21 protein-coding genes are annotated in these 19,872 nt (G+C 70.8%); 14 read left to right on the forward strand and 7 right to left on the reverse strand.

Translation table 11 applies throughout. The features are described 5' to 3' along the window. Nucleotides 1-7: 7 nt before the first annotated feature. From ACFY6U_RS21940 to ACFY6U_RS21960, 5 genes are all read left to right on the forward strand, one after another. On the forward strand, nucleotides 8-1,015 hold the full coding sequence (locus ACFY6U_RS21940; RefSeq protein WP_390040611.1) for an ABC transporter permease: 1,008 nt from the start codon (nucleotides 8-10) through the stop codon (nucleotides 1,013-1,015). Beyond that, on the forward strand, nucleotides 1,012-2,103 hold the full coding sequence (locus ACFY6U_RS21945) for an ABC transporter ATP-binding protein (protein ID WP_390040613.1): 1,092 nt from the start codon (nucleotides 1,012-1,014) through the stop codon (nucleotides 2,101-2,103). The genes ACFY6U_RS21940 and ACFY6U_RS21945 overlap by 4 nt, the downstream gene beginning before the upstream one ends. Beyond that, nucleotides 2,100-3,476 (forward strand): ABC transporter ATP-binding protein, encoded by a 1,377-nt coding sequence (locus ACFY6U_RS21950; protein WP_390040615.1) that lies wholly within the window; start codon nucleotides 2,100-2,102, stop codon nucleotides 3,474-3,476. Before ACFY6U_RS21945 ends, ACFY6U_RS21950 begins: the two co-directional genes overlap by 4 nt. A gap of 101 nt (nucleotides 3,477-3,577) precedes the next feature. Further along, nucleotides 3,578-5,023 (forward strand): M1 family metallopeptidase, encoded by a 1,446-nt coding sequence (locus tag ACFY6U_RS21955; protein ID WP_390040617.1) that lies wholly within the window; start codon nucleotides 3,578-3,580, stop codon nucleotides 5,021-5,023. Nucleotides 5,024-5,070: 47 nt separating this feature from the next. After that, the gene (locus tag ACFY6U_RS21960; protein WP_388924634.1) at nucleotides 5,071-5,730 is read left to right on the forward strand and encodes a trimeric intracellular cation channel family protein; all 660 of its coding nucleotides are present in this window, start codon (nucleotides 5,071-5,073) and stop codon (nucleotides 5,728-5,730) included. Here ACFY6U_RS21960 and ACFY6U_RS21965 read toward each other — a convergent pair. Further along, nucleotides 5,639-6,862: an alpha/beta hydrolase gene (locus tag ACFY6U_RS21965; RefSeq protein WP_390040619.1), complete on the reverse strand. Its 1,224-nt coding sequence runs from the start codon at nucleotides 6,860-6,862 to the stop codon at nucleotides 5,639-5,641. The genes ACFY6U_RS21960 and ACFY6U_RS21965 overlap by 92 nt on opposite strands. Nucleotides 6,863-7,027: 165 nt before the next feature. Between ACFY6U_RS21965 and ACFY6U_RS21970 the strand changes: the two genes are divergently transcribed. Beyond that, nucleotides 7,028-7,879, forward strand: coding sequence for a thioesterase family protein (locus ACFY6U_RS21970; RefSeq protein ID WP_390040621.1), 852 nt, complete (start codon nucleotides 7,028-7,030; stop codon nucleotides 7,877-7,879). Between the two features lie 234 nt (nucleotides 7,880-8,113). Then, nucleotides 8,114-8,479 (forward strand): hypothetical protein, encoded by a 366-nt coding sequence (locus ACFY6U_RS21975; protein ID WP_390040623.1) that lies wholly within the window; start codon nucleotides 8,114-8,116, stop codon nucleotides 8,477-8,479. A gap of 60 nt (nucleotides 8,480-8,539) precedes the next feature. Here ACFY6U_RS21975 and ACFY6U_RS21980 read toward each other — a convergent pair whose 3' ends face one another. Continuing rightward, nucleotides 8,540-9,214, reverse strand: coding sequence for a TetR family transcriptional regulator (locus tag ACFY6U_RS21980; protein WP_390040625.1), 675 nt, complete (start codon nucleotides 9,212-9,214; stop codon nucleotides 8,540-8,542). A 120-nt stretch (nucleotides 9,215-9,334) separates the two neighbouring features. Between ACFY6U_RS21980 and ACFY6U_RS21985 the strand changes: the two genes are divergently transcribed. The 4 genes from ACFY6U_RS21985 to ACFY6U_RS22000 all read left to right on the forward strand — a co-directional run bounded on the left by ACFY6U_RS21985 (nucleotide 9,335) and on the right by ACFY6U_RS22000 (nucleotide 11,717). Then, nucleotides 9,335-9,502 carry a hypothetical protein gene (locus ACFY6U_RS21985; RefSeq protein ID WP_390040627.1) on the forward strand — a complete coding sequence of 56 codons (168 nt, stop codon included), beginning with the start codon at nucleotides 9,335-9,337 and terminating at the stop codon, nucleotides 9,500-9,502. Between the two features lie 35 nt (nucleotides 9,503-9,537). Further along, nucleotides 9,538-9,816 carry a DUF4190 domain-containing protein gene (locus tag ACFY6U_RS21990; protein WP_390041116.1) on the forward strand — a complete coding sequence of 93 codons (279 nt, stop codon included), beginning with the start codon at nucleotides 9,538-9,540 and terminating at the stop codon, nucleotides 9,814-9,816. A gap of 153 nt (nucleotides 9,817-9,969) precedes the next feature. Then, entirely contained in the window at nucleotides 9,970-11,133 is a 1,164-nt protein-coding gene (locus ACFY6U_RS21995; RefSeq protein WP_390040629.1) for a cysteine desulfurase family protein, read from the forward strand. 143 nt (nucleotides 11,134-11,276) lie between these two features. Beyond that, entirely contained in the window at nucleotides 11,277-11,717 is a 441-nt protein-coding gene (locus ACFY6U_RS22000; protein ID WP_390040630.1) for a hypothetical protein, read from the forward strand. Here the strand turns inward: ACFY6U_RS22000 and ACFY6U_RS22005 are convergent. Then, on the reverse strand, nucleotides 11,704-13,332 hold the full coding sequence (locus tag ACFY6U_RS22005) for a multicopper oxidase family protein (RefSeq protein ID WP_390040632.1): 1,629 nt from the start codon (nucleotides 13,330-13,332) through the stop codon (nucleotides 11,704-11,706). The two genes, ACFY6U_RS22000 and ACFY6U_RS22005, sit on opposite strands and share 14 nt — an antisense overlap. A gap of 223 nt (nucleotides 13,333-13,555) precedes the next feature. After that, nucleotides 13,556-14,218, reverse strand: a complete 663-nt coding sequence (locus tag ACFY6U_RS22010; protein ID WP_390040634.1) for an N-acetylmuramoyl-L-alanine amidase — start codon at nucleotides 14,216-14,218, stop codon at nucleotides 13,556-13,558. 60 nt (nucleotides 14,219-14,278) lie between these two features. Between ACFY6U_RS22010 and mnmA the strand changes: the two genes are divergently transcribed. Beyond that, nucleotides 14,279-15,415, forward strand: coding sequence for a tRNA 2-thiouridine(34) synthase MnmA (gene mnmA / locus ACFY6U_RS22015; RefSeq protein WP_390040636.1), 1,137 nt, complete (start codon nucleotides 14,279-14,281; stop codon nucleotides 15,413-15,415). Here the strand turns inward: mnmA and ACFY6U_RS22020 are convergent. Beyond that, entirely contained in the window at nucleotides 15,391-15,717 is a 327-nt protein-coding gene (locus ACFY6U_RS22020; RefSeq protein WP_388924662.1) for a DUF427 domain-containing protein, read from the reverse strand. The two genes, mnmA and ACFY6U_RS22020, sit on opposite strands and share 25 nt — an antisense overlap. A gap of 162 nt (nucleotides 15,718-15,879) precedes the next feature. Here ACFY6U_RS22020 and ACFY6U_RS22025 point away from each other — a divergent pair, with 162 nt between their 5' ends. Then, nucleotides 15,880-16,419, forward strand: a complete 540-nt coding sequence (locus ACFY6U_RS22025) for a TIGR00730 family Rossman fold protein (protein WP_390040638.1) — start codon at nucleotides 15,880-15,882, stop codon at nucleotides 16,417-16,419. A 15-nt stretch (nucleotides 16,420-16,434) separates the two neighbouring features. Beyond that, the gene (locus ACFY6U_RS22030; protein WP_390040640.1) at nucleotides 16,435-17,133 is read left to right on the forward strand and encodes an SDR family oxidoreductase; all 699 of its coding nucleotides are present in this window, start codon (nucleotides 16,435-16,437) and stop codon (nucleotides 17,131-17,133) included. A gap of 99 nt (nucleotides 17,134-17,232) precedes the next feature. Here the strand turns inward: ACFY6U_RS22030 and ACFY6U_RS22035 are convergent, their stop codons facing one another. Next, nucleotides 17,233-18,456, reverse strand: coding sequence for a cytochrome P450 (locus ACFY6U_RS22035; RefSeq protein WP_390040642.1), 1,224 nt, complete (start codon nucleotides 18,454-18,456; stop codon nucleotides 17,233-17,235). Between the two features lie 157 nt (nucleotides 18,457-18,613). Then, a complete protein-coding gene (locus tag ACFY6U_RS22040; RefSeq protein ID WP_390040644.1) occupies nucleotides 18,614-19,789 on the reverse strand; it encodes a cytochrome P450 in 1,176 nt (391 codons plus the stop codon). Nucleotides 19,790-19,872: the final 83 nt, after the last annotated feature.

Here is a 19,872-nt window from a genome sequence, read left to right on the forward strand (position 1 = left end):
GATCCCCGTGATCTCGTACATCCTCCGTCGGACGCTCGCAGCGGTGATCCTGCTGCTGGTCGTCTCCGCGGTCACCTTCGCCATCTTCTTCGTGCTGCCACGGCTGGCCGGGCAGACCGCCGACCAGTTGGCACAGCAGTACATCGGCAAGAGCCCGTCGAAGGCGGACATCGCCGCGGTCAAGCACAACCTCGGTCTGGACCAGCCCGTCTACGTCCAGTACTGGCACTTCATCAAGGGGATCGTCTCCGGCGCCACCTATGATCTGGGCCCCTCCACGGTGCACTGCGACGCACCGTGCTTCGGCTACTCCTTCAAGACCCACCAGGCGGTCTGGCCGCAGCTGACCTCCCGGATGCCGGTGACCCTGTCGCTGGCCCTCGGCGCGGCCGTGCTCTGGCTGGTCTCCGGCGTGGCGATCGGTGTGATCTCCGCGCTGAAGCCCCGCTCCTTCTTCGACCGCACCTTCATGGGTGTGGCCCTCGCCGGCGTCTCCCTGCCGATGTTCTTCACGGGCAACCTGGCGATCCTGCTCTTCACCTACCAGTGGCCGATCTTCGGCCGAACGTACGTCCCGCTCACCGAGAACCCGGCGCAATGGGCCAACACCCTGATCCCCGCCTGGTGCTCGCTCGCTCTCCTGTACTCGGCCATCTACGCGCGGCTCACCCGCTCGGGCATGCTGGAGACGATGAACGAGGACTACATCCGCACGGCCCGCGCCAAGGGCCTGCGCGAGCGCAAGGTCGTCGTCCGGCACGGACTGCGCGCCGCGCTCACCCCGATCATCACCGTCTTCGGCATGGACCTCGGTCTGCTGCTCGGCGGCGCGGTGATCACCGAGACCGTGTTCTCGCTGCACGGCATCGGCCAGTACGCGGTGCAGGCCATCGACGACAACGACCTGCCCCCGATCCTCGGCGTGACCCTGCTCGCCGCCTTCTTCGTCGTGATCGCAAATCTCCTGGTGGATCTGCTCTACGCGGCCGCCGACCCGCGGGTGAGGCTCTCGTGACCGAACTCTCCAAGACCGGCGCCGCCGTGGGCGAGCCCACGCCGGCCGCCCCGTCCGACGCCTTCCTCGAAGTCCGCGACCTCAAGGTGCACTTCCCGACCGACGACGGCATCGTCAAGTCGGTCGACGGCCTCAGCTTCTCGCTGGAGAAGGGCAAGACCCTCTCCATCGTCGGCGAGTCCGGCTCCGGCAAGTCCGTCACCTCGCTCGCCATCATGGGCCTGCACCGGCTCGGCGCCCGCGGCAAGAACGTCCGGATGTCCGGCGAGATCTGGCTCGGCGGCAAGGAGCTGGTGAACGCGTCCCCGGACGAGGTGCGCCGGCTCCGCGGCCGCGAGATGTCGATGATCTTCCAGGACCCGCTGTCCGCGATGCACCCGTACTACAAGGTCGGCGACCAGATCGTCGAGGCGTACCGGGTGCACCACAACGTCAGCAAGAAGGTCGCCCGTACCCGCGCCATCGAGATGCTCGACCGGGTCGGCATCCCCGAGCCCGCCAAGCGCGTCGACGGCTACCCGCACGAGTTCTCCGGCGGTATGCGCCAGCGCGCCATGATCGCCATGGCCCTGGTCAACAACCCCGAGCTGCTCATCGCGGACGAGCCGACCACCGCGCTCGACGTCACCGTCCAGGCGCAGATCCTCGACCTGATCCGCGACCTCCAGAAGGAGTTCGGCTCCGCGGTCATCCTCATCACCCACGACCTGGGTGTGGTGGCCGAGATCGCCGACGACGTCCTGGTGATGTACGGCGGCCGGTGCGTGGAGCGCGGCCCGGTCGACGAGATCTTCGAGAAGCCGCAGCACCCCTACACCTGGGGCCTGCTGGGCTCGATGCCGCGCATCGACCGGGAGACCTCCGACCGGCTCATCCCGGTCAAGGGCCAGCCGCCGAGCCTCATCAACGTCCCCTCGGGCTGCGCCTTCCACCCGCGCTGCCCGTACGCGGACCTCCCCAAGGGGAACGTCACCCGCACGGTCCGCCCCGAGCTGGAGCTGGTCGACGGCGGCCACTGGTCCGCCTGCCACCTCTCGGCCGAGGACCGCACGCGGATCTGGACCGAAGAGATTGCGCCGAAGCTGTGAGCGACACGAAGAAGACCGATGACGCCGTCATCCCGCAGCAGGCGTCGGCTCCCGAGAAGGCCTCCGGAGACCGGGAGGTGCTGCTGAAGGTCGAGGGCCTGCAGAAGCACTTCCCGATCAAGAAGGGCATCCTGCAGCGTCAGGTCGGCGCGGTGAAGGCCGTCGACGGCATCGACTTCGAGGTGCGCAAGGGCGAGACCCTGGGCGTGGTCGGCGAGTCGGGCTGCGGCAAGTCGACCATGGGCCGGGTCATCACCCGGCTCCAGGACCCGACCGGCGGCAAGGTCACCTTCGAGGGCCAGGACATCACGCACCTGTCCACCGCGAAGATGCGCCCGCTGCGCCGCGACATCCAGATGATCTTCCAGGACCCGTACGGCTCCCTGAACCCCCGGCACACCATCGGCTCGATCGTCTCCGCGCCGTTCCGGCTGCAGGGCGTCGAGCCGGAGGGCGGGGTCAAGAAGGAGGTCCAGCGCCTCCTGGAGCTGGTGGGCCTGAGCCCCGAGCACTACAACCGCTACCCGCACGAGTTCTCCGGCGGCCAGCGCCAGCGCATCGGCATCGCCCGCGCGCTCGCCCTGAAGCCGAAGCTGGTGGTGGCCGACGAGCCCGTCTCCGCCCTGGACGTGTCCATCCAGGCGCAGGTCGTCAACCTCATGGACGACCTCCAGGAGGAGCTGGGCCTGACCTATGTGATCATCGCCCACGACCTCTCCGTGGTCCGGCACGTCTCGGACCGGGTCGCGGTGATGTACCTCGGCAAGATCGTCGAACTCGCCGACAGCACCAAGCTGTACGAGTCGCCGATGCACCCGTACACCAAGGCGCTGATGTCGGCGGTGCCGGTCCCGGACCCGAAGCGGCGCGGGCAGAAGAGCGAGCGCATCCTGCTCCGCGGTGACGTGCCGTCGCCGATCGCCCCGCCGTCCGGGTGCCGCTTCCACACCCGGTGCTGGAAGGCGACGGAGATCTGCAAGACGACGGAGCCGCCGCTCCTCGAACTCCGTCCGGGCCAGCGGGTGGCGTGCCACCACCCCGAGAACTTCGCCGACCAGGCCCCGCAGGACACCGTTCTGCTGACGGCGGCGAAGGAGGCCTCGGAGCTGGTGGGCGAGGCGGTCCTGGAGGAGTCGGCGGAGCCGGCCGCGACCACGGAGGCCGCGACCACGGAGGCCGCGACCACCGAGCCGGCCGCGACCACGGACGCTCCCGAAGCCGAAGCCGAAGCCGAAGCCGAAGCCGAAGCAGCCGAGGAGCCGGTGGCCGACGAGCCGGTGGCCGACGAGGCTGCCCCCGAGGACGCGGAGAAGTCCGCGGCCGGTGAGGCCACAGCCGATGCACAGACGTCACAGGAGTCAACCGACAAGTAGCGCATGACACAACTGGGCAAAGTCATGTACATGCCTTAACGGGAGAGCGCAGAGTCGACCGTGTCCGTCCAACTGACCGGCACGCTCGAAAGGGACGACTCATGCGCCTCTCCCGTTCGGCACGTCTGGCGGCCGCCCACCCGTCGCCCGCCACCACCCTCAAGCGACGCGCTACGCGCGGAAGCGCCCTTTTAACCGCGGCGGCCGCCTCCTTCGTCATAGCCGCCGCCCCTGCCCCCACCCCGGGCGCCGACGGCATCGGCGACCCCTACTTCCCCCAGCTCGGCAACGGCGGCTTCGACGCCCGCCACTACGACCTCGACGTGGCCTACGCCCCGGACACCGGCCGCCTGGACGGCCGTACCACCCTCACCGCCCGCGCCACCCAGAACCTCTCCGCCTTCGATCTCGACCTCCAGAAGCTGGAGGTCACGAAGGTCGAAGTGAACGGCAGACGCGCCGGGTTCACGCGCACCGGCGACGAGATCACCGTCACCCCGCGGGACGCGCTCCGCAAGGGCCGTGACTTCACGGTCTCCGTCACCTACGGCGGGGTCCCCGAACCCCTCAACGGGCCCATCGTCTTCGGCTCCGACTACGGCTGGATGAAGACCCCCGACGGCGTCTTCGTCGCCTGTGAGCCCAACGCGGCCTCCACCTGGTTCCCGTCCAGCGACCACCCCTCGGACAAGGCCACCTACGACATCCGCATCAAGGCCCCCGCGGGCCTGACCGGGGTCTCCAACGGCCGGCTGGTCTCGACGTACGACAAGGGCGGCTCGACGTACACCCACTGGCACGAAGGCAGGCCGATGGCGACCTACCTCGCCACCGCGACCATCGGGAAGTTCGACGTGCGGACGGGGAAGACCCCCTCCGGGATCCCCATCTACGTCGCCATCGACCCGGTCCTCGCGAACAGCAACAGCGTCGACGTGTACGCCGTCACCGCGGCCGCCACCGACTACTGGTCGCAGCTCTTCGGGCCGTATCCCTTCGAGGAGACCGGGGCCATCGTCGACGACATGCCCGAGGCCGGGTTCTCGCTGGAGGTGCAGAGCAAGCCGGCCTACTCGGCGGTGCGCAGCGAGACGACGATCGTGCACGAGCTGGCCCACCAGTGGTTCGGGAACTCGGTGAGCGTGGCGCAGTGGAAGGACGTCTGGCTCAACGAGGGCTTCGCCACGTACGCCCAGTGGCTGTGGGCGGAGCACCAGGGCACCAGGTCCGCCCACGACTCGTTCCTCGCCGCCTACAACTCCCGGGCCGCCGACAACCCCTTCTGGCAGACCGTCGTCGCCGACCCGCAGCGCGACACCATGTTCGCCTCGGCCGTCTACCAGCGCGGCGCGATGACCCTCCAGATGCTGCGCGAACGCATCGGCGACACGGCGTTCTTCAAGCTGCTCCCGGCCTGGACGAAGCTGCACCGCTACGGCAACGCCGACACCGCCGACTTCGTCCGCCTCGCGGAGAAGGTCAGCGGGCAGCAGCTGGACGACCTGTTCCAGACCTGGCTGTTCACCACAGGGAAACCCGCCCTGTAGACCTGGGTTTGTAAGGTTCATGCACCCTGACAGGTCACAATGTCAGGGTGCAGCTCCAGCAACTCTTCTCTCCCTCCGTCCAGCACACGCTCGACGTCATCGGCATCTTCGTGTTCGCCATCTCCGGCGCGCTGCTGGCCGTCCGCAAGAACTTCGACGTCTTCGGCATCGGAGTGATGGCCGAGGTCACCGCGCTGGGCGGGGGGATCTTCCGGGACGTGATCATCGGGGCCGTGCCCCCTGCCGCCTTCACGGACCTCGGGTACTTCATGACCCCGCTCATCGCCGCCCTGGTGGTGTTCTTCCTGCACCCGCACGTCGAGCGGATCCAGTCGGCGGTCCTGGTCTTCGACGCGGCCGGCCTCGGCCTGTTCGCCGTCAGCGGCACGACGAAGGCGTACTCCTACGGCCTCAACCTCACCGCCTCCGCCGCCCTGGGGCTCGCCACCGCGGTCGGCGGTGGCGTGCTCCGGGACGTGCTCGCCAACGAGGTTCCCTCGCTGCTGCGCTGGGACCGCGACCTGTACGCGGTCCCGGCGATCGTCGGGGCGACGACGGTGGTGCTGTGCATCCGCTACGACGCGCTGAACCCGTTCACCAGCGGGCTCGCCGTCGTCACCGCTTTCGTACTGCGCCTGCTCGCGATGCGGTACCACTGGCGAGCGCCGCGTGCGTGGAACCGGCGCTCGACGGTTCGAGAGGAGTAGTGGAGCGGCCCCCGACGTGGCTCTGGCCCATGTTCACCGTGAGCCACTCGAACACGGTCGTCACCTGGGGCCGCCACAGCGCCATGTTGTGGCCGCCGTCGCTGCGCGGCAGGTACACCACGTGCACGGTGGTCGGCGCCTTGGCGATCTGTTCGAGCGCCACCCCGGCCTGGTAGCCGTCGCCGGACTCGCCGGAGAGGTAGAGGGCGATCCGGGGCGGGCTGACCGCCTTCCGCAGCAGCAGGTAGGGGTTGTTCTGCTCGCGCAGGGTCACGCTCTGCGCGGCGAGCGAGTTGCGCTCGCCGATCGGGTCGTTGTAGCCGGACAGGCTGACCGCGGCCCGGTAGCGGTCCGGGTGGGCGACGGCCAGCTTGACCGCGCAGTGCGCGCCGGCCGAGTAGCCGGCGGTGGCCCAGTTCGCCGGGGCGGCGGCGGCCCGGAAGTTGTCGGTCACCATCTTCGGGACGTCGATGCTCAGCCAGCTGTCGGCGTTGACCGTGCCCGGGATGTTGGCGCAGCCGGTGTCCACGCCGGCCAGCAGATTGGTGCGCGGCGCGACCAGGATGAAGGGCGCGACCCTGCCGCTCCTCATCAGCGGTTCCAGCTGGGCGGTCACCTTCATCGAGCCGAACCAGGCCTTGGCCGAGCCGGGGTAGCCCGGCAGCAGCTCCACGACCGGGAACTTGTGGTTCCGGTACTTCGGCTCGTTGTACTGGGGTGGCAGCCACACGTAGACCTCGGCGTTCACCCCGGAGATCCGGCCCTTGAGCTGGGTGACCCGCACTCCGCGCATGCCCGGTCCGCTGGCCGCGGTGAAGGACTGCTTCACCTTGGGCAGCGTTTTCAGCGCTATGCCGCCGGTACCGTCCTGGCCGAGGTTCGCGGCCTGCTGGACGTGGTTGCCGGTACCGAGGAGGTCGGCCCAGTTGTCGTACAGGTTGTTCTCGTTGTTGACCAGCACGAAGATCAGCGTCACCGCCGTGGCCTGGGCGAACAGCAGCATCAGGACCCGGGCCGTGGTACGCACGACCTTGGGGCCCCGCATCCGCGACCACAGGAAGAGCGGCAGTATGAGGGCGACCACCGACAGGACGATGGACGTGTAGAGGAACGGAGTCCCGGTGAGGCTCATGTCCCCATAGAGGGGAATCACGGGCCCCGGGTTACGGACGTGTCCGGACACTTACCTAGAAATTGCCGGAACCTCACTCGGTGGAGGGATCCCTTACCGGACGGCACGCTGGTGCGTGGATCACAAAAGCTACCGCTTAGTAATCACTTCTTGTACTGTTCAGGCATGCCAGAAGCAGCATCAACGCGGGCCGTGATCGGTGACAGCGAGTTCGACCGCGACACCGCGGTCATCCGGCGAGCTCCCGGCGTCTACGACATCGACCTCTCGGCCGGCTGGACCATCATCAGTGCCGTGAACGGCGGCTATCTCCTTGCCGTGCTCGGCCGGGCGCTCGCGGACACGCTCCCGCACCCGGACCCGTTCACCGTCTCGGCGCACTACCTGACCGCGTCCCAGCCGGGCCCGGCCGTGATCCGCACGGACACCGTCCGCACCGGCCGCACCCTCTCCACCGGCCAGGCCTCGCTCTTCCAGTACGACGACGAGGGCAACGAGGTCGAACGCATCCGCGTCCTCGCCGCCTACGGCGACCTCGCCACCCTCCCCGACGACGTCCGTACGACGGCGACCCCGCCCGCCTTTCCGCCCATGGAGCACTGCTTCGGCCCGGAGGACGGTCCGGCGCCGGTCGACGGCAGCTCCGCCATCACCGAGCGCCTGATGCTCAAGCTGGACCCGGCCACCCTCGGCTGGGCTCTCGGCGCGCCCTCCGGCAAGGGCGAGATGCGCTCCTGGTTCGGCCTCGCGGACGGCCGTGACGCGGACCCGCTCTCCCTCCTCCTGGCGGTGGACGCGCTGCCGCCCACCGCGTTCGAGATCGGCCTCAAGGGCTGGGTCCCCACGGTCGAACTCACCGTCCACGTCCGCCACCGCCCCGCCCCGGGCCCGCTGCGCGTCTCCATCACCACCCGCAACCTGGCCGGCGGCTTCCTCGAGGAGGACGCGGAGGTCTGGGACACCGAGGACCGCCTGGTGGCCCAGTCCCGCCAGCTGGCCCGGGTCCGGCTCGGCTGAGCCCGGCCCCGGACCGGCGTGTCACCGTTTCGACAGCGGGTACCTCGTTCTGTCACGGGCGTGTACCAGCGAGTAGGTGCGGCCTCAGCGTGAACTGCCAGGTCAGCGCTGCCTCTTGGGAAGCGCTTTACCTCGTTGACAGGCGGCGAACAGTGCGGGCCCAAGAAGGCCTTAAGCGCCGTTGATTGAGTGCCACTCCTCAGGACTCCCTCATCCTCAATGGAGTTGTCTCTCATGAAGCGTGTACGTCTCGTCCCCGCCGTGGCTCTGCTCGCGCTGTCCCCGCTGCTGCTGACCGCGTGCGGCGGTTCGGGCGACTCGTCGTCCTCCGGCAGCGGCAACTCCGGTCAGTCGCAGTCCTGTCAGGCTCCGTCCGGCATGCCCACCGGCAACGCCTCGGGCAGGCCCAGCGGCGCCCCGACCGGCAACTCCACCGCCAAGCCGACCGGTACCCCCACCGGCATGCCGAGCGGTGCGCCGGGCGGCGGCCAGGGCGGCCCCGGCGGCGGCATGGGCGGCTGCGGCGGTGGTCAGGGCGGCCCCGGTGCCGGCGGCGCGGCTCCCAGCGGCGCGCCGACCGCGCAGGCGACGAAGAGCTGACCGCAGGGGTCGTACGACAGGGGCGGCGCGTCCGGCGGACGGACGCGCCGCCCCTGTGCGTCACGGCTCCTGGTCCAGCCAGTGCTGCCGGCCGAGGCTGATCAGCCGCAGCTGCCGGGTGGCGACCTGGACGACGCGCTGCCGCTGCGCCTCCGAGGGCTCCGGGCACTCCGGCGACTCCGCGGACTCCGGCGACTCCGCGGACTCCAAGGTCTCCAGGAAGAGGGAGGCGGTGATGAGCATCTGGTCCACGTAGAGGTGGGCGAGCATCAGCAGGTCGTCGTCGTTCCACCCCTCGGCCTCGGGGTCCTTGGCCAGCTCGGTCTTGACCTCCTCGGCGAACCGGGCGAGCTGGGCCCGTATCGCCTCCCGCACCGGCTGTACCCCGCCGTGCCGCTCCCGGGCGATGAACCGGACGTGCGCCGGGTGCGCGGCCACGTGGTCGGCGATCAGCTGCACGGCCCGGGTGATGCGCTCCGCGCCGGCCGTCGCGACCGTGGTGCGGACCATCGGATGCAGGCTGCCCAGCGCCTCGTCGACGAGGGCGACGCCGAGGTCGGCGGTGGAGCGGAAGTGCCGGTAGAAGGCGGTCGGGGCGACGCCCACGGCCCGGGTGACCTCGCGCAGTCCCAGGCTGCTCAGGCTCTGCTCCTCCAGCAGGGCGAGCGCCGCGTCCAGGAAGGCCTGGCGGGTCTTCTGCTTCTGGGCCTGTCGGATGCCGAGGGTGTGACTCATGTCATCCAGTTAACAACTGTTCTCCGGAATTGAAAAGCCGTGCGAGTTGCTAGACTCGAAGTCAGTGAACAACTGTTACTACAACCGTTCACCCAAATGTAACGGAGGGGGATCGACCCCATGCTGTTCCTCGTCGCCGCACTCATGCTGCTCGGCGTGGTGCTGGGCACCGTGGCCCACGCGCCGCTCGACGTCACCGCAGGACTCGCCGCCGTGATCGTCGTCTGGCTGGCCGGCTTCGCAGCCCGCGAGCGCCTCGCCCGCCGCCGCCACACCCCGACCAACTGACCTTCCGTCCCCGCTCGCTTGAGGAGCTGAGCATGATGCAACTCACCGCCCCGGCCAACCCCCGCCCCGAGACCCGCACCGGCACCCGCGACGCCGACGGCATGGCCGTCGCCTCCTTCATCCTCGGTCTCCTCGGCCTCCTGGTCCTGAACCTGTTCCTGGGCCCGATCGCGATCATCCTGGCCCTGGTCTCCCTGTGGCGCCGCACCGCCCGCAAGGGCCGCGCGTACCTGGGCCTGGCCCTGGGTGTCGCCGACCTCGCGGTCCTGGCGATCGCGGTGGAGGCGTCGAACACGATCTCCTGGAGCCTGTAGACGTGATCTCTGAAGCGCCGTTCGCGGGGGCGCCCCTTCAGGGGCGCGGGGAACTGCGCGACCGGCCAGGAACCACCGGCACCCGCACACCGGCACAGGCCACCTACGGCGGCTAGGCGACCCTTACCCCGCCCCCCGTAGAATCGACCCACCATGGCCTACCTCGACCACGCAGCCACGACCCCGATGCTCCCGGAAGCGGTGGAAGCACTCACCGCCGCCCTCCGCGTCACCGGCAACGCGTCCTCCCTGCACGCCTCCGGCCGCAAGGCCCGCCGCACGGTCGAGGAATCCAGGGAGACCCTCGCGGAAGCGCTCGGCGCCCGCCCCAGCGAGGTCGTCTTCACCTCCGGCGGCACCGAGGCCGACAACCTCGCGGTCAAGGGCCTCTACTGGTCCCGCCGCGACGCCGACCCGGCCCGCACCCGGGTGCTCGCCAGCCCCGTCGAACATCACGCGGTCCTGGACGCCGTCCACTGGCTCGGCGAACACGAGGGCGCGACGGTGGAGTACCTCCCCGTCGACACCTACGGCCGGGTCCACCCCGAGGCGCTGCGCGAGGCGATCGAGCGCAACCCGGACGACGTGGCCCTCGCCACCGTCATGTGGGCCAACAACGAGATCGGCACGGTCCTGCCGGTCCGCGAACTAGCCGCCGTGACCAACGGGTTCGGCATCCCGCTGCACGCCGACGCGGTCCAGGCCTTCGGCCAGGTGCCGGTGGACTTCGGCTCCTCCGGCCTCGCCGCGATGACCGTCTCCGGCCACAAGGTCGGTGGCCCGTACGGCATCGGTGCCCTGCTCCTCGGCCGTGAGCACACCCCCGTGCCGGTCCTGCACGGCGGCGGCCAGGAGCGGCACGTCCGCTCCGGCACCCTCGACGTCCCGGCGATCGCCTCGTTCGCGGTGGCGGGGCGGCTCGCCGCCGAGCGCCGCGAGTGGTTCGCCCGGGAGATCGGCGCCCTGCGCGACGCGCTGATCGACGCCGTCCGTACGGCCGTACCGAACGCGATCCTGGGCGGCGACCCGGTGGACCGCCTGCCCGCCAACGCGCACTTCACCTTCCCCGGCTGCGAGGGCGACTCGCTGCTCCTGCTGCTGGACGCCCAGGGCATCGAGTGCTCGACGGGCTCCGCGTGCACCGCCGGGGTCGCCCAGCCGAGCCATGTCCTGCTGGCCACCGGCACCGACCCGGACCTGGCCCGCGGCACCCTGCGCTTCTCGCTCGGCCACACCTCCACCCAGGCCGACGTCGAGGCGGTCGCGAAGGCGATCGGACCGGCGGTGGAGCGGGCGCGGGCCGCCGGACTGTCGTAGCGGACGGCTCCCCGCAGCCCTCCCCGACACGCGGAGTTGGTCCCAACTGCGGTCCATCATGCGCAACTTGACGGGTTCTTCCGCAGCGACCCCACGGTGCGCGGCCATGGCTGACCTCAGCTCGGTCCGTAGGTTCTGCTGACATGACGGACAATGCCTCTGGCTCCGGGCAGACCCCCGAGCCCCTTTCCTCCGACGACTCCGCCACCGAGGCAGGCGGCCGCCACCGGATGGACAACACCATGAAACGGCGGCGCGTGCTGATCGGCGGCGCCACCATGGCCGCGGCCGGCGGGCTGATGGCCGCGGGCCTCGCCTCCGCCGACACGACCACCTCGGAGACCGGCTCCGACGCCTCCACCACCGCCACCGGCGACGCCTCCTCCGGCGTCTGCAGCCTCATCGCCGAGGTCACCGAGGGCCCCTACTCGCTCACGGGTGCGCTGGTGCGCGAGGACGTCCGCGAGGACAAGGAGGGTGTCGAGGTCCAGTACACCTTCACCGACGCGAACGGCTGCCGCCGGCACTTCCACTGCCGGCGGCAGCCTGCTCAGGAGGCCCGGGCGGCGGCTAGCTGTCCGTGACCATGAGGGACGCCATCATGCCCTCGTCTTCGTGCTGCAGCAGATGGCAGTGGAGCATGTACATGTACGTGTCGTCGGAGAAGTCCGTGAACTCCATGGCGATCTCGATGGAGCCGCCGCCGACCACCTCGTAGGTGTCGTACCAGCCGAGCTGGACGCCGGTCGGATCCGCTCCGTTGATGGAGATCAACTGGTAGGGCACGTCGTGCAGATGGAACGAGTGCTCCAGCTGTGTGCTGTTCTTGATCGTCCAGATCTCCTTGGACCCCAGCGTGGTGCTGATCATGGCCATCGAGGACATGCTCGTCCCCGCGGAGCCGTTGATCAGCATGGTGCCGCCGTTGTTGCCGAGGGTGATCGTGCGGGCGGTGAAGTCACTGGTGTCGTACCGGTCGATGGTCCGCAGCGAGGTGGGCAGGTCGTCCGGCGAGTCGGTGCCGCTCGCGGTGACGGCCAGGAAGTCGTACGTGCCGCTGCCGCCGCGGATCCAGCCGGTGGTGATGACCGCCTGGAGGGTGACGTCGTCCGACATATCCATGACCATCTCGGCGCGGGCGCCGGCCACCAGCCGGATCGTGGTCACGTCCGCCGCCTCGGCCAGGTAGCCCTGGTCGCTGGCGATCTGCGTCATCGTGCCGCCGTCGCTGCGCTGGATGACGATGATGTCCGACGGTGAGGCGTTGAGCAGCCGGAACCGGGTCCGGGTCTTGGTCGCGGTGAAGGTGAGGGTGGTGTCGTCGACGTTGGTGCCGTTGACCAGCAGCGGGAACTGCGTGGCGGCCAGATAGCCGGTGACGTCGTACTTGATGTCGCCGGCGTCGTCCACGGCCAGGGACTGGAAGATCAGCGGGATGTCGTCCGTGCCGTAGGTGGTGGGCAGCGCGGCGCTGGTGGTGTTGTCGCTGTCGTCGACGATGATCATGCCGGCCAGGCCGTGCACCGCCTGCTTCGCCGTGGTGCCCAGCGCGTGCGGGTGGTACCAGAGCGTCATCGGCTCGTCCTTGACCGTGAAGGTCGGCGACCAGGTGTCCCCGTCGGAGAACGCGACCTGGGGACCGCCGTCCATCTTGGCCGGGACGTGCGCGCCGTGGAAGTGGACCGTGGTGTCCTCGCCCAGGCTGTTGGTGATGTTGAGGACGTTGACGTTGCCCTTGGTCCACTTCATGGTGGGGCCGAGGAACGACTGGTTGTAGCCGGCGGTGGTGCTGGTGACGCCGCTGAGCACCTCGGCGCTGCCGGTCTTCGCCTCCAGGGTGAAGGTGGTGGTGCTGTCGGAGGTGGTGCCCTCCAGGAGGTCGGGGATGCTCAGGGTGGCGGTGTTGGTCGCCGCGCCCGCCTTGTTGCCGTTCGCGTCGGTCAGGAGGGCGAAGGTGGAACCGGCCGCGGCGACGGCGCCCAGACCGACGCCGGCCATGCCGCCGAGGAACTTCCGCCGGTGAACTCCCTTGCCGCGCTTGGCCGTCCCCTCCCTGGAGTGCTCGGCGTCCGTGACGCGCTCCGCCTTCGAGTGCTCCGCCTTGGCGGGCTGCGTGCCCTTGGCGCGCCGGCGCCTGCCGCCGGTGACCTGCTCTTCGTTCCTGTCCGCCCCGGAGGCGGGATCTGTGGTGTGGGTCATGGCCCCGGATGTTTGACCTGGGGACTGTGTGAAATCTGAGGCGAAGTTAGGAGCGAACCCGCCGGACTGTGAGGCGGCCGTGAACGCTGGTAATGCTTAACTTCCTTGAAAAAGGGCCGAGTTGAGCAGCCGCAGCTGGCGCCCCGGGTGCGGGACGCAACGGACACAGACCGCGTGCAGCACAGACACAGGATAACGATTGAGTCACAGGTGGAACCGGGGGTCAGGCCTGTCCGACGCGCCGAACAAGCCCCATGTAGCGATCCCAGTCCCAGTGCTTTCCCGGGTCGGTGTGATCCGTCCCCGGCACCTCCACGTGCCCGATCACGTGCTCGCGGTCCACGGCCATGCCGTACCGCCGGCATATCGCGGCCGTCAGCCGCGCCGAGGCCGCGTACATCGCGTCCGTGAAGTCCTCCGGGCGGTCCACGAACCCCTCGTGCTCGATCCCGACGCTGCGCTCGTTGTACGACCTGTTCCCCGCGTGGAACGCCACGTCCAGCTCGCGGACCAGCTGGGTGATCCGCCCGTCCTTGCGCACGATGTAGTGCGCCGCCGCCTGGTGCGCCGGATCCTGGAAGGCCTGCACCGCGCTCGCGTAGCCGCCCTGGGTGACGTGGACGACCACCCGGTCGACCGGGTAGTCGGACGGCCGGTCCGCCGTCCGGTAGTTCGCCGGGGACGCCGCCACCCAGCGCGCCCCCTTGAAGTCCACCGCGCCCGCCACCCGCGCCTTGCGCACCCCCGGCAGCCGCCAGTACAGCCGCGCCAGCTCGTCCCTGGTCAGCGCCACCGTGCCCGCGGCCGCGGCCGCCCCGCCGACCAGCAGCGCCCGCCGCCCGAGCCTGCGGTCACCGTCACCCGCCACTGCCTGATTCGCCCCCATGCGATCCCCAACGGATACTCGCGCGCCCCGGTTCCCGCGCCCCCGTACCCTGGAGGGGCTATGACTGACACCCCGCAGCGCACCCGCCCCCTCCGCGTCCTCGCCGCCATGTCGGGCGGCGTGGACTCCGCCGTCGCCGCCGCCCGCGCGGCCGAGGCCGGCCACGACGTCACCGGCGTCCACCTCGCGCTCTCCGCGAACCCGCAATCCTTCCGCACGGGCGCCCGGGGCTGTTGCACCATCGAGGACTCCCGCGACGCCCGTCGCGCCGCCGACGTCATCGGCATCCCGTTCTACGTCTGGGACCTCGCCGACCGGTTCCGCGAGGACGTCGTCGAGGACTTCGTCGCCGAGTACGAGGCCGGCCGCACCCCCAACCCGTGCCTGCGCTGCAACGAGAAGATCAAGTTCGCGGCCCTGCTGGACAAGGCCCTCGCGCTCGGCTTCGACGCCGTCTGCACCGGCCACTACGCGAAGATCGTGACGCTCCCCGACGGCTCCCGCGAGCTGCACCGCGCCTCCGACATGGCGAAGGACCAGTCGTACGTGCTCGGCGTCCTGGACGAGCGGCAGCTCGCCCACGCCCTCTTCCCGCTCGGCGACACCCTCACCACCAAGGACGAGATCCGCGCCGAGGCCGAGCGCCGGGGCCTCGCGGTCGCCAAGAAGCCCGACTCGCACGACATCTGCTTCATCGCCGACGGCGACACCCAGGGCTTCCTCGCGAAGCGCCTCGGCAAGGCCGAGGGCGACATCGTCGACGAGTCCGGCACCAAGGTCGGCACCCACGAGGGCGCCTACGGCTTCACCATCGGCCAGCGCAAGGGCCTGCGCATCGGCCACCCCGCCGCCGACGGCAAGCCCCGCTACGTCCTCGACATCTCGCCGGTGGACAACACGGTGACGGTCGGCCCGGCCGCCGCCCTCGACGTCACCGGCCTCACCGCGATCAAGCCCCGCTGGTGCGGCACCGCCCCCACCGCCCCCGGCGTCTACACCGCCCAGCTCCGCGCCCACGGCGGCGAGACCGAGGTGAGCGCCGAGCTGGTCGCCGGCGAACTGCACGTCACGTTCACCGAACCGGTCCGCGGCGTCGCCCCCGGCCAGGCGATCGTCCTGTACGACGACACCCGCGTCGTCGGCTCGGCGACGATCGCCTCGACGGTCCGGCGTCAGCCGGTGACGTCGACCTCGTAGAAGCAGAGGTGGTCCTTGATCTGGGCGACATCCGCCTTCGGCTCGGGATACGCCCAGACCAGGTCCGGCGCGTCCGGCAGGGACCAGTAGGACGCGGTCCCCTTGAAGGGGCAGACGGTGTGCGTCTCGGAGGGCGTGAGGAGGTCCAGACGGACGTCCTCGGCGGGGATGTAGTAACGCACGGGCGACCCGGTCTCACGCAGCACGAGAGGCCGATCGCTCTCGGCGAGGACGAGGTCCCCGTGCGTGACACGGACGTGCTGCTGGGACTGCTCGATGGTGATCGTGTGTCCAGAGGCCATGTAAGGGTGACGCCGACGGAGGCTCACTTGTTCCCGCCCGGTGCGCAAGCGCCCTGCTTCTAAGGGGCGCGGGGCTGTATTCGATGAGCGGCTGCCGCCGCGTGGGCGCGACCAGCCCCCACGCACCCGCACCCGCCGCACCACGGGTCCTACCCTGACCGCATGCGAATCTGCGTCTTCCTCTCCGCCGCCGACCTGGACGACCGCTACACCCGCCCCGCCCGCGACTTCGCGAAACTCATCGGCAAGGCCGGCCACTCCCTGGTCTGGGGAGGCTCCAACGTCGGCCTCATGAAGGTCGTCGCCGACGGCGTCCAGGAAGCCGGCGGCAAGCTGATCGGCGTCTCCGTCGGCTTCCTTGCCAACAAGGCCCGACCCGGCGCCGACGAGATGGTCGTCGCCGCCGACCTCGCCGAGCGCAAGCGACTGCTCCTGGAGAAGGCCGACGCCGTGGTCATCATGGTCGGCGGCACCGGCACCCTCGACGAGGCCACCGAGATCCTGGAGCTGAAGAAGCACGGCCGCACCGACAAGCCCGTCGTCCTGCTGAACACCGCCGGCTTCTACGACGGCCTGAAGGAACAGTTCCACCGCATGGAGGCGGAGGGCTTCCTGCCCCGCCCCCTGGCGGAGCTGATGTTCTTCGCCGAGGAACCCGCCGAGGCGCTCGCGTACCTGGAGACGGGCCGCAGCACCGGCTGATGCGAGCATGGCCCCATGGCAACTCATGTGATCACCGGCGCCGGTTCCGGCATCGGCGCCGCGGTGGCCCGCCGCCTGCACGCGCGCGGGGACGACGTCGTACTGCACGCGCGCGACGCGGGCCGCGCGAAGGAACTGGCCGCCGGGTTCCCCGGCGCCCGCACCCTGGTCGGCGACCTGGCGGACCCGGACAAGCTCTCCTGGGCCTTCTCCCACCAGACCCTCCCGGACCGGGTGGACTCGCTGCTGCACATCGCCGGCGTCGTCGACCTGGGCGAGGTCGGCGAGCTGACCCCGAAGTCCTGGCGCCACCAGCTCAACGTCAACCTGATCGCACCGGCCGAGCTGACCCGGCACTTCCTGCCCCAGCTCCGCGCCGCCCGCGGCCACGTGCTGTTCGTGAACTCCGGCGCGGGACTCAACGCGCACGCGGGCTGGTCGGCGTACGCGGCCTCCAAGCACGGCCTGAAGGCCCTGGCCGACTCCGTCCGCGCCGAGGAACACGGCAACGGCGTCCGCGTCACCTCGGTCTACCCGGGCCGCACGGCGAGCCCGATGCAGGCCAAGGTCCACCAGCAGGAGGGCAAGGAGTACGACCCGGCGCGCTGGATCGACCCGGAGTCGGTGGCGACCACGATCCTGGCCGCCCTGGACCTGCCGAGGGACGCGGAGATCAACGACCTCACCGTGCGCCCTGGCCCGCTTCCCGGCTGAGCCTTTTCGCAGCGCCCCAAAGGGGCGCGCGGCTGTATTCGATGTGCGGCTGCCGCCGCGTGGGCGCGACCAGCCACGACGGCGCCGCGGACGACATGCTCACCGCAGGACCAGTCGCCCCCGGAAGTTCTCCGGTACCGGCGCGAACCGGAGAGCCATGGTGATCGCCTCCGGGCGGTCCACGGTCAGCCGGTAGCGGGTGCACAGCAGGTGGCACAGGGCCATCAGCTGGACCACGGCGATGTTCGCGCCGATGCACTTCTTCGGCGCCCAGCCGAACGGCACGTAACAGCTCCGGTCGGCAGGGCCGTGCGGCGCGCCCGGCAAGAAGCGGTCCGGGTCGAAGACGTCGGGCTGCTTCCACACCCGTTCGTCACGGTGGATCAGGTGCGGGCTCAGCAGGTACCACTGCCCCGGCTCCAGCCGGGTCGTCCCCAGGTCGAACGCGAACGTGGAGCGGCGCACCAGCAGTAGCGGCGGGCTCCACATCCGCAGCACCTCCTTCACGAACCGGTGGGTGACCGGGGCCGCCCTGGTGGGTGCCGTACGGAACTCCACCGGGTCCACCGCGCCCAGCTCGGCCTCGAGCCGGCGCCGCCACTCCGGCTGCCGTACGAACTCGTACAGGACGCTCGCGGCGGCGGTGCCGGGCGGCCCGCCGATGGCGGTGAGGACGGTGGTCACCACGTCCAGGGCGCGGTCCATGCCGAGCTCCGGCAGCAGGTCCACGAACGGGTCGGCGAGGTCGGGCTCGCGCCCGCGCCGGCCCCGGGCCCGCTGCCGCAGCACCCGGCGCACCACCAGCCCGGCCCGCACCTGGACGGCGACGTGCCGCAGGTGGTGCAGGACGCCGCCCGGCGCGGGCGACACCAGTCGCGCCAGCTTCATCTCCAGGTCCCGGCGGACCAGGTCCGCCTCGCCGTCGGTGAGCCCGCCGAGCGCGACGGGCAGCAGCGACCGCAGCGCCACGTCCTGCATCAGCATGGTCAGGTCGGTGTCCTGCCCGGTCCGCGCGTCCAGCACCCGCTCCATGCGCTCGATCAGCAGGCCGTGCTGCTCCGCCGTCGCGAGCGCGTGCAGCCGGGTCATCCAGGCGGAGCGGATCCGGCTCCACCGCATCTCGGGGCTGCGCCGCCGGCGCACCATGTCGACCAGCCGGTCGTGCATCACGTACCGCTGCCAGTTGACGGCGCTGACCCTGCGGGCCGCCTCCGGCTCGAAGACCCCGAGCCGCTGGTCGTCGACCCAGAAGATCCCGTCCTCCTGGGCGCTGCGCAGCCGCATGGAACTCAGGAAGTCCTCGGGGTGCTGCGGGGTGGTCATCGTGAGCGTTCCCCTCGTGGGAGCGCGGGGAGCCGACCGGCTGTCGCCTCCCCGCGCGGGCCGGTCAGATGTGGTGGTACAGGTACCAGAACTGCCCGTACGTGCGTCGGACGTTGAGGACCGACTTCGTCTTGAGGTACAGCGCGCGCATGCTGGTTCACCTCCTCTCGGGACAGCCGTCGGGACGGCTCAGCACCGCGGTGAACCGCGGCGGAGCCAGCGCCGGACCCACCTGGGGCCCGCCGCCGTCAGAGGTGACCGACACCCGCCAGTCACGGGTGAGGAGGCCGACCAGGTCCTCCAGCAGCCGTACGGTGACGGTCGCGCCGGCACAGGTGTGCGGACCGAGGCCGAACGGCAGGTACGCCCCGTCGGGCGTGCCCGCGGCCCAGCGCTCCGGGACGAACTCGTCGGGCCGCTCCCAGTGCCCGGGGTGCCGGTGCACCAGGTAGCTGCAGACCATCAGCGGGTCCCGGGGCGTGACCGGCGTGCCGCCCAGCTCCTGCGCGCGGCTCGGGGTACGGGCGAACAGCCACGCCACCGGCCACAGCCGCAGGGCCTCGCGGACGGTCCGGCCCGGGTCCGCGGCGGCCCGGTCCGGGTGCGTGCCCAGCAGCAGGACCGACCAGCCGAGCGCGAACCCGATCGAGCCGGCCACGGCGAACAGGAAGGAGAGGTAGACCTCGACGAGTTCGTCCGGATGCCCGGCCGGGCCGCTCCCGCCGACGACGACGTCGAGGAGGTCGCGCGGGCCCGCCGGGTGGTCGAGCGGCCGGGCCGCGCGCTGCCTCGCCCGTACTTCGGTGTGCAGGGCGTGCAGCGCACGGCGCCGGAACAGCAGCCGGGACGGGGCGGAGCGGCGCTGCCTGGCGCCTGCCAGCACCGAACGGGCGACGATCGCCTCCACCGTCCGGTGCAGGCGGGGCGGGGCGTCCGGGTGCAGCAGCACGTCGCGCAGGTGCTCCAGGACGAGCAGGTTGCCGGCGTCCGGCCACTCGCTGCGCGGCGCCAGCCGCCCGGCGACCAGCCCCGGCAGGTCGGCGCGCCGGGCCTGGAGATGACGCTGCATCAGGCTCCGGGCGGCGCGGCCGATCGTGATCTGTGCCGGGCGCGGTCCGAAGACGCCGTGCCGGTGGTGGTAGAAGTCGGAGGTGTCCGCGACGACGCCGTGCCGGTTTCCCATCACCGCGCGGGCCGCCTCGGGACCGGCCACGCACACGGCGCCGCCCAGCGCCGAGCGCCACACGTCCGACCCGCCCTCGAACGCGGTCGCGAACTCCGCCTTCAGCAGCGCCAGTTCGTCACCGGGCGCGGGACGTTGCGACGACGTCATGAGTGTCCTCCCTGAGCGGTGGCGGGGCCACGGAGCCGGTCCGCGATGCCCGACCCAGACTGCGGAGCGGGCCGCGCCCTGTC

The sequence above is a fragment of the Streptomyces sp. NPDC013157 genome (assembly GCF_042899865.1).
In the GTDB taxonomy this organism is placed as follows: Bacteria; Actinomycetota; Actinomycetes; order Streptomycetales; family Streptomycetaceae; genus Streptomyces.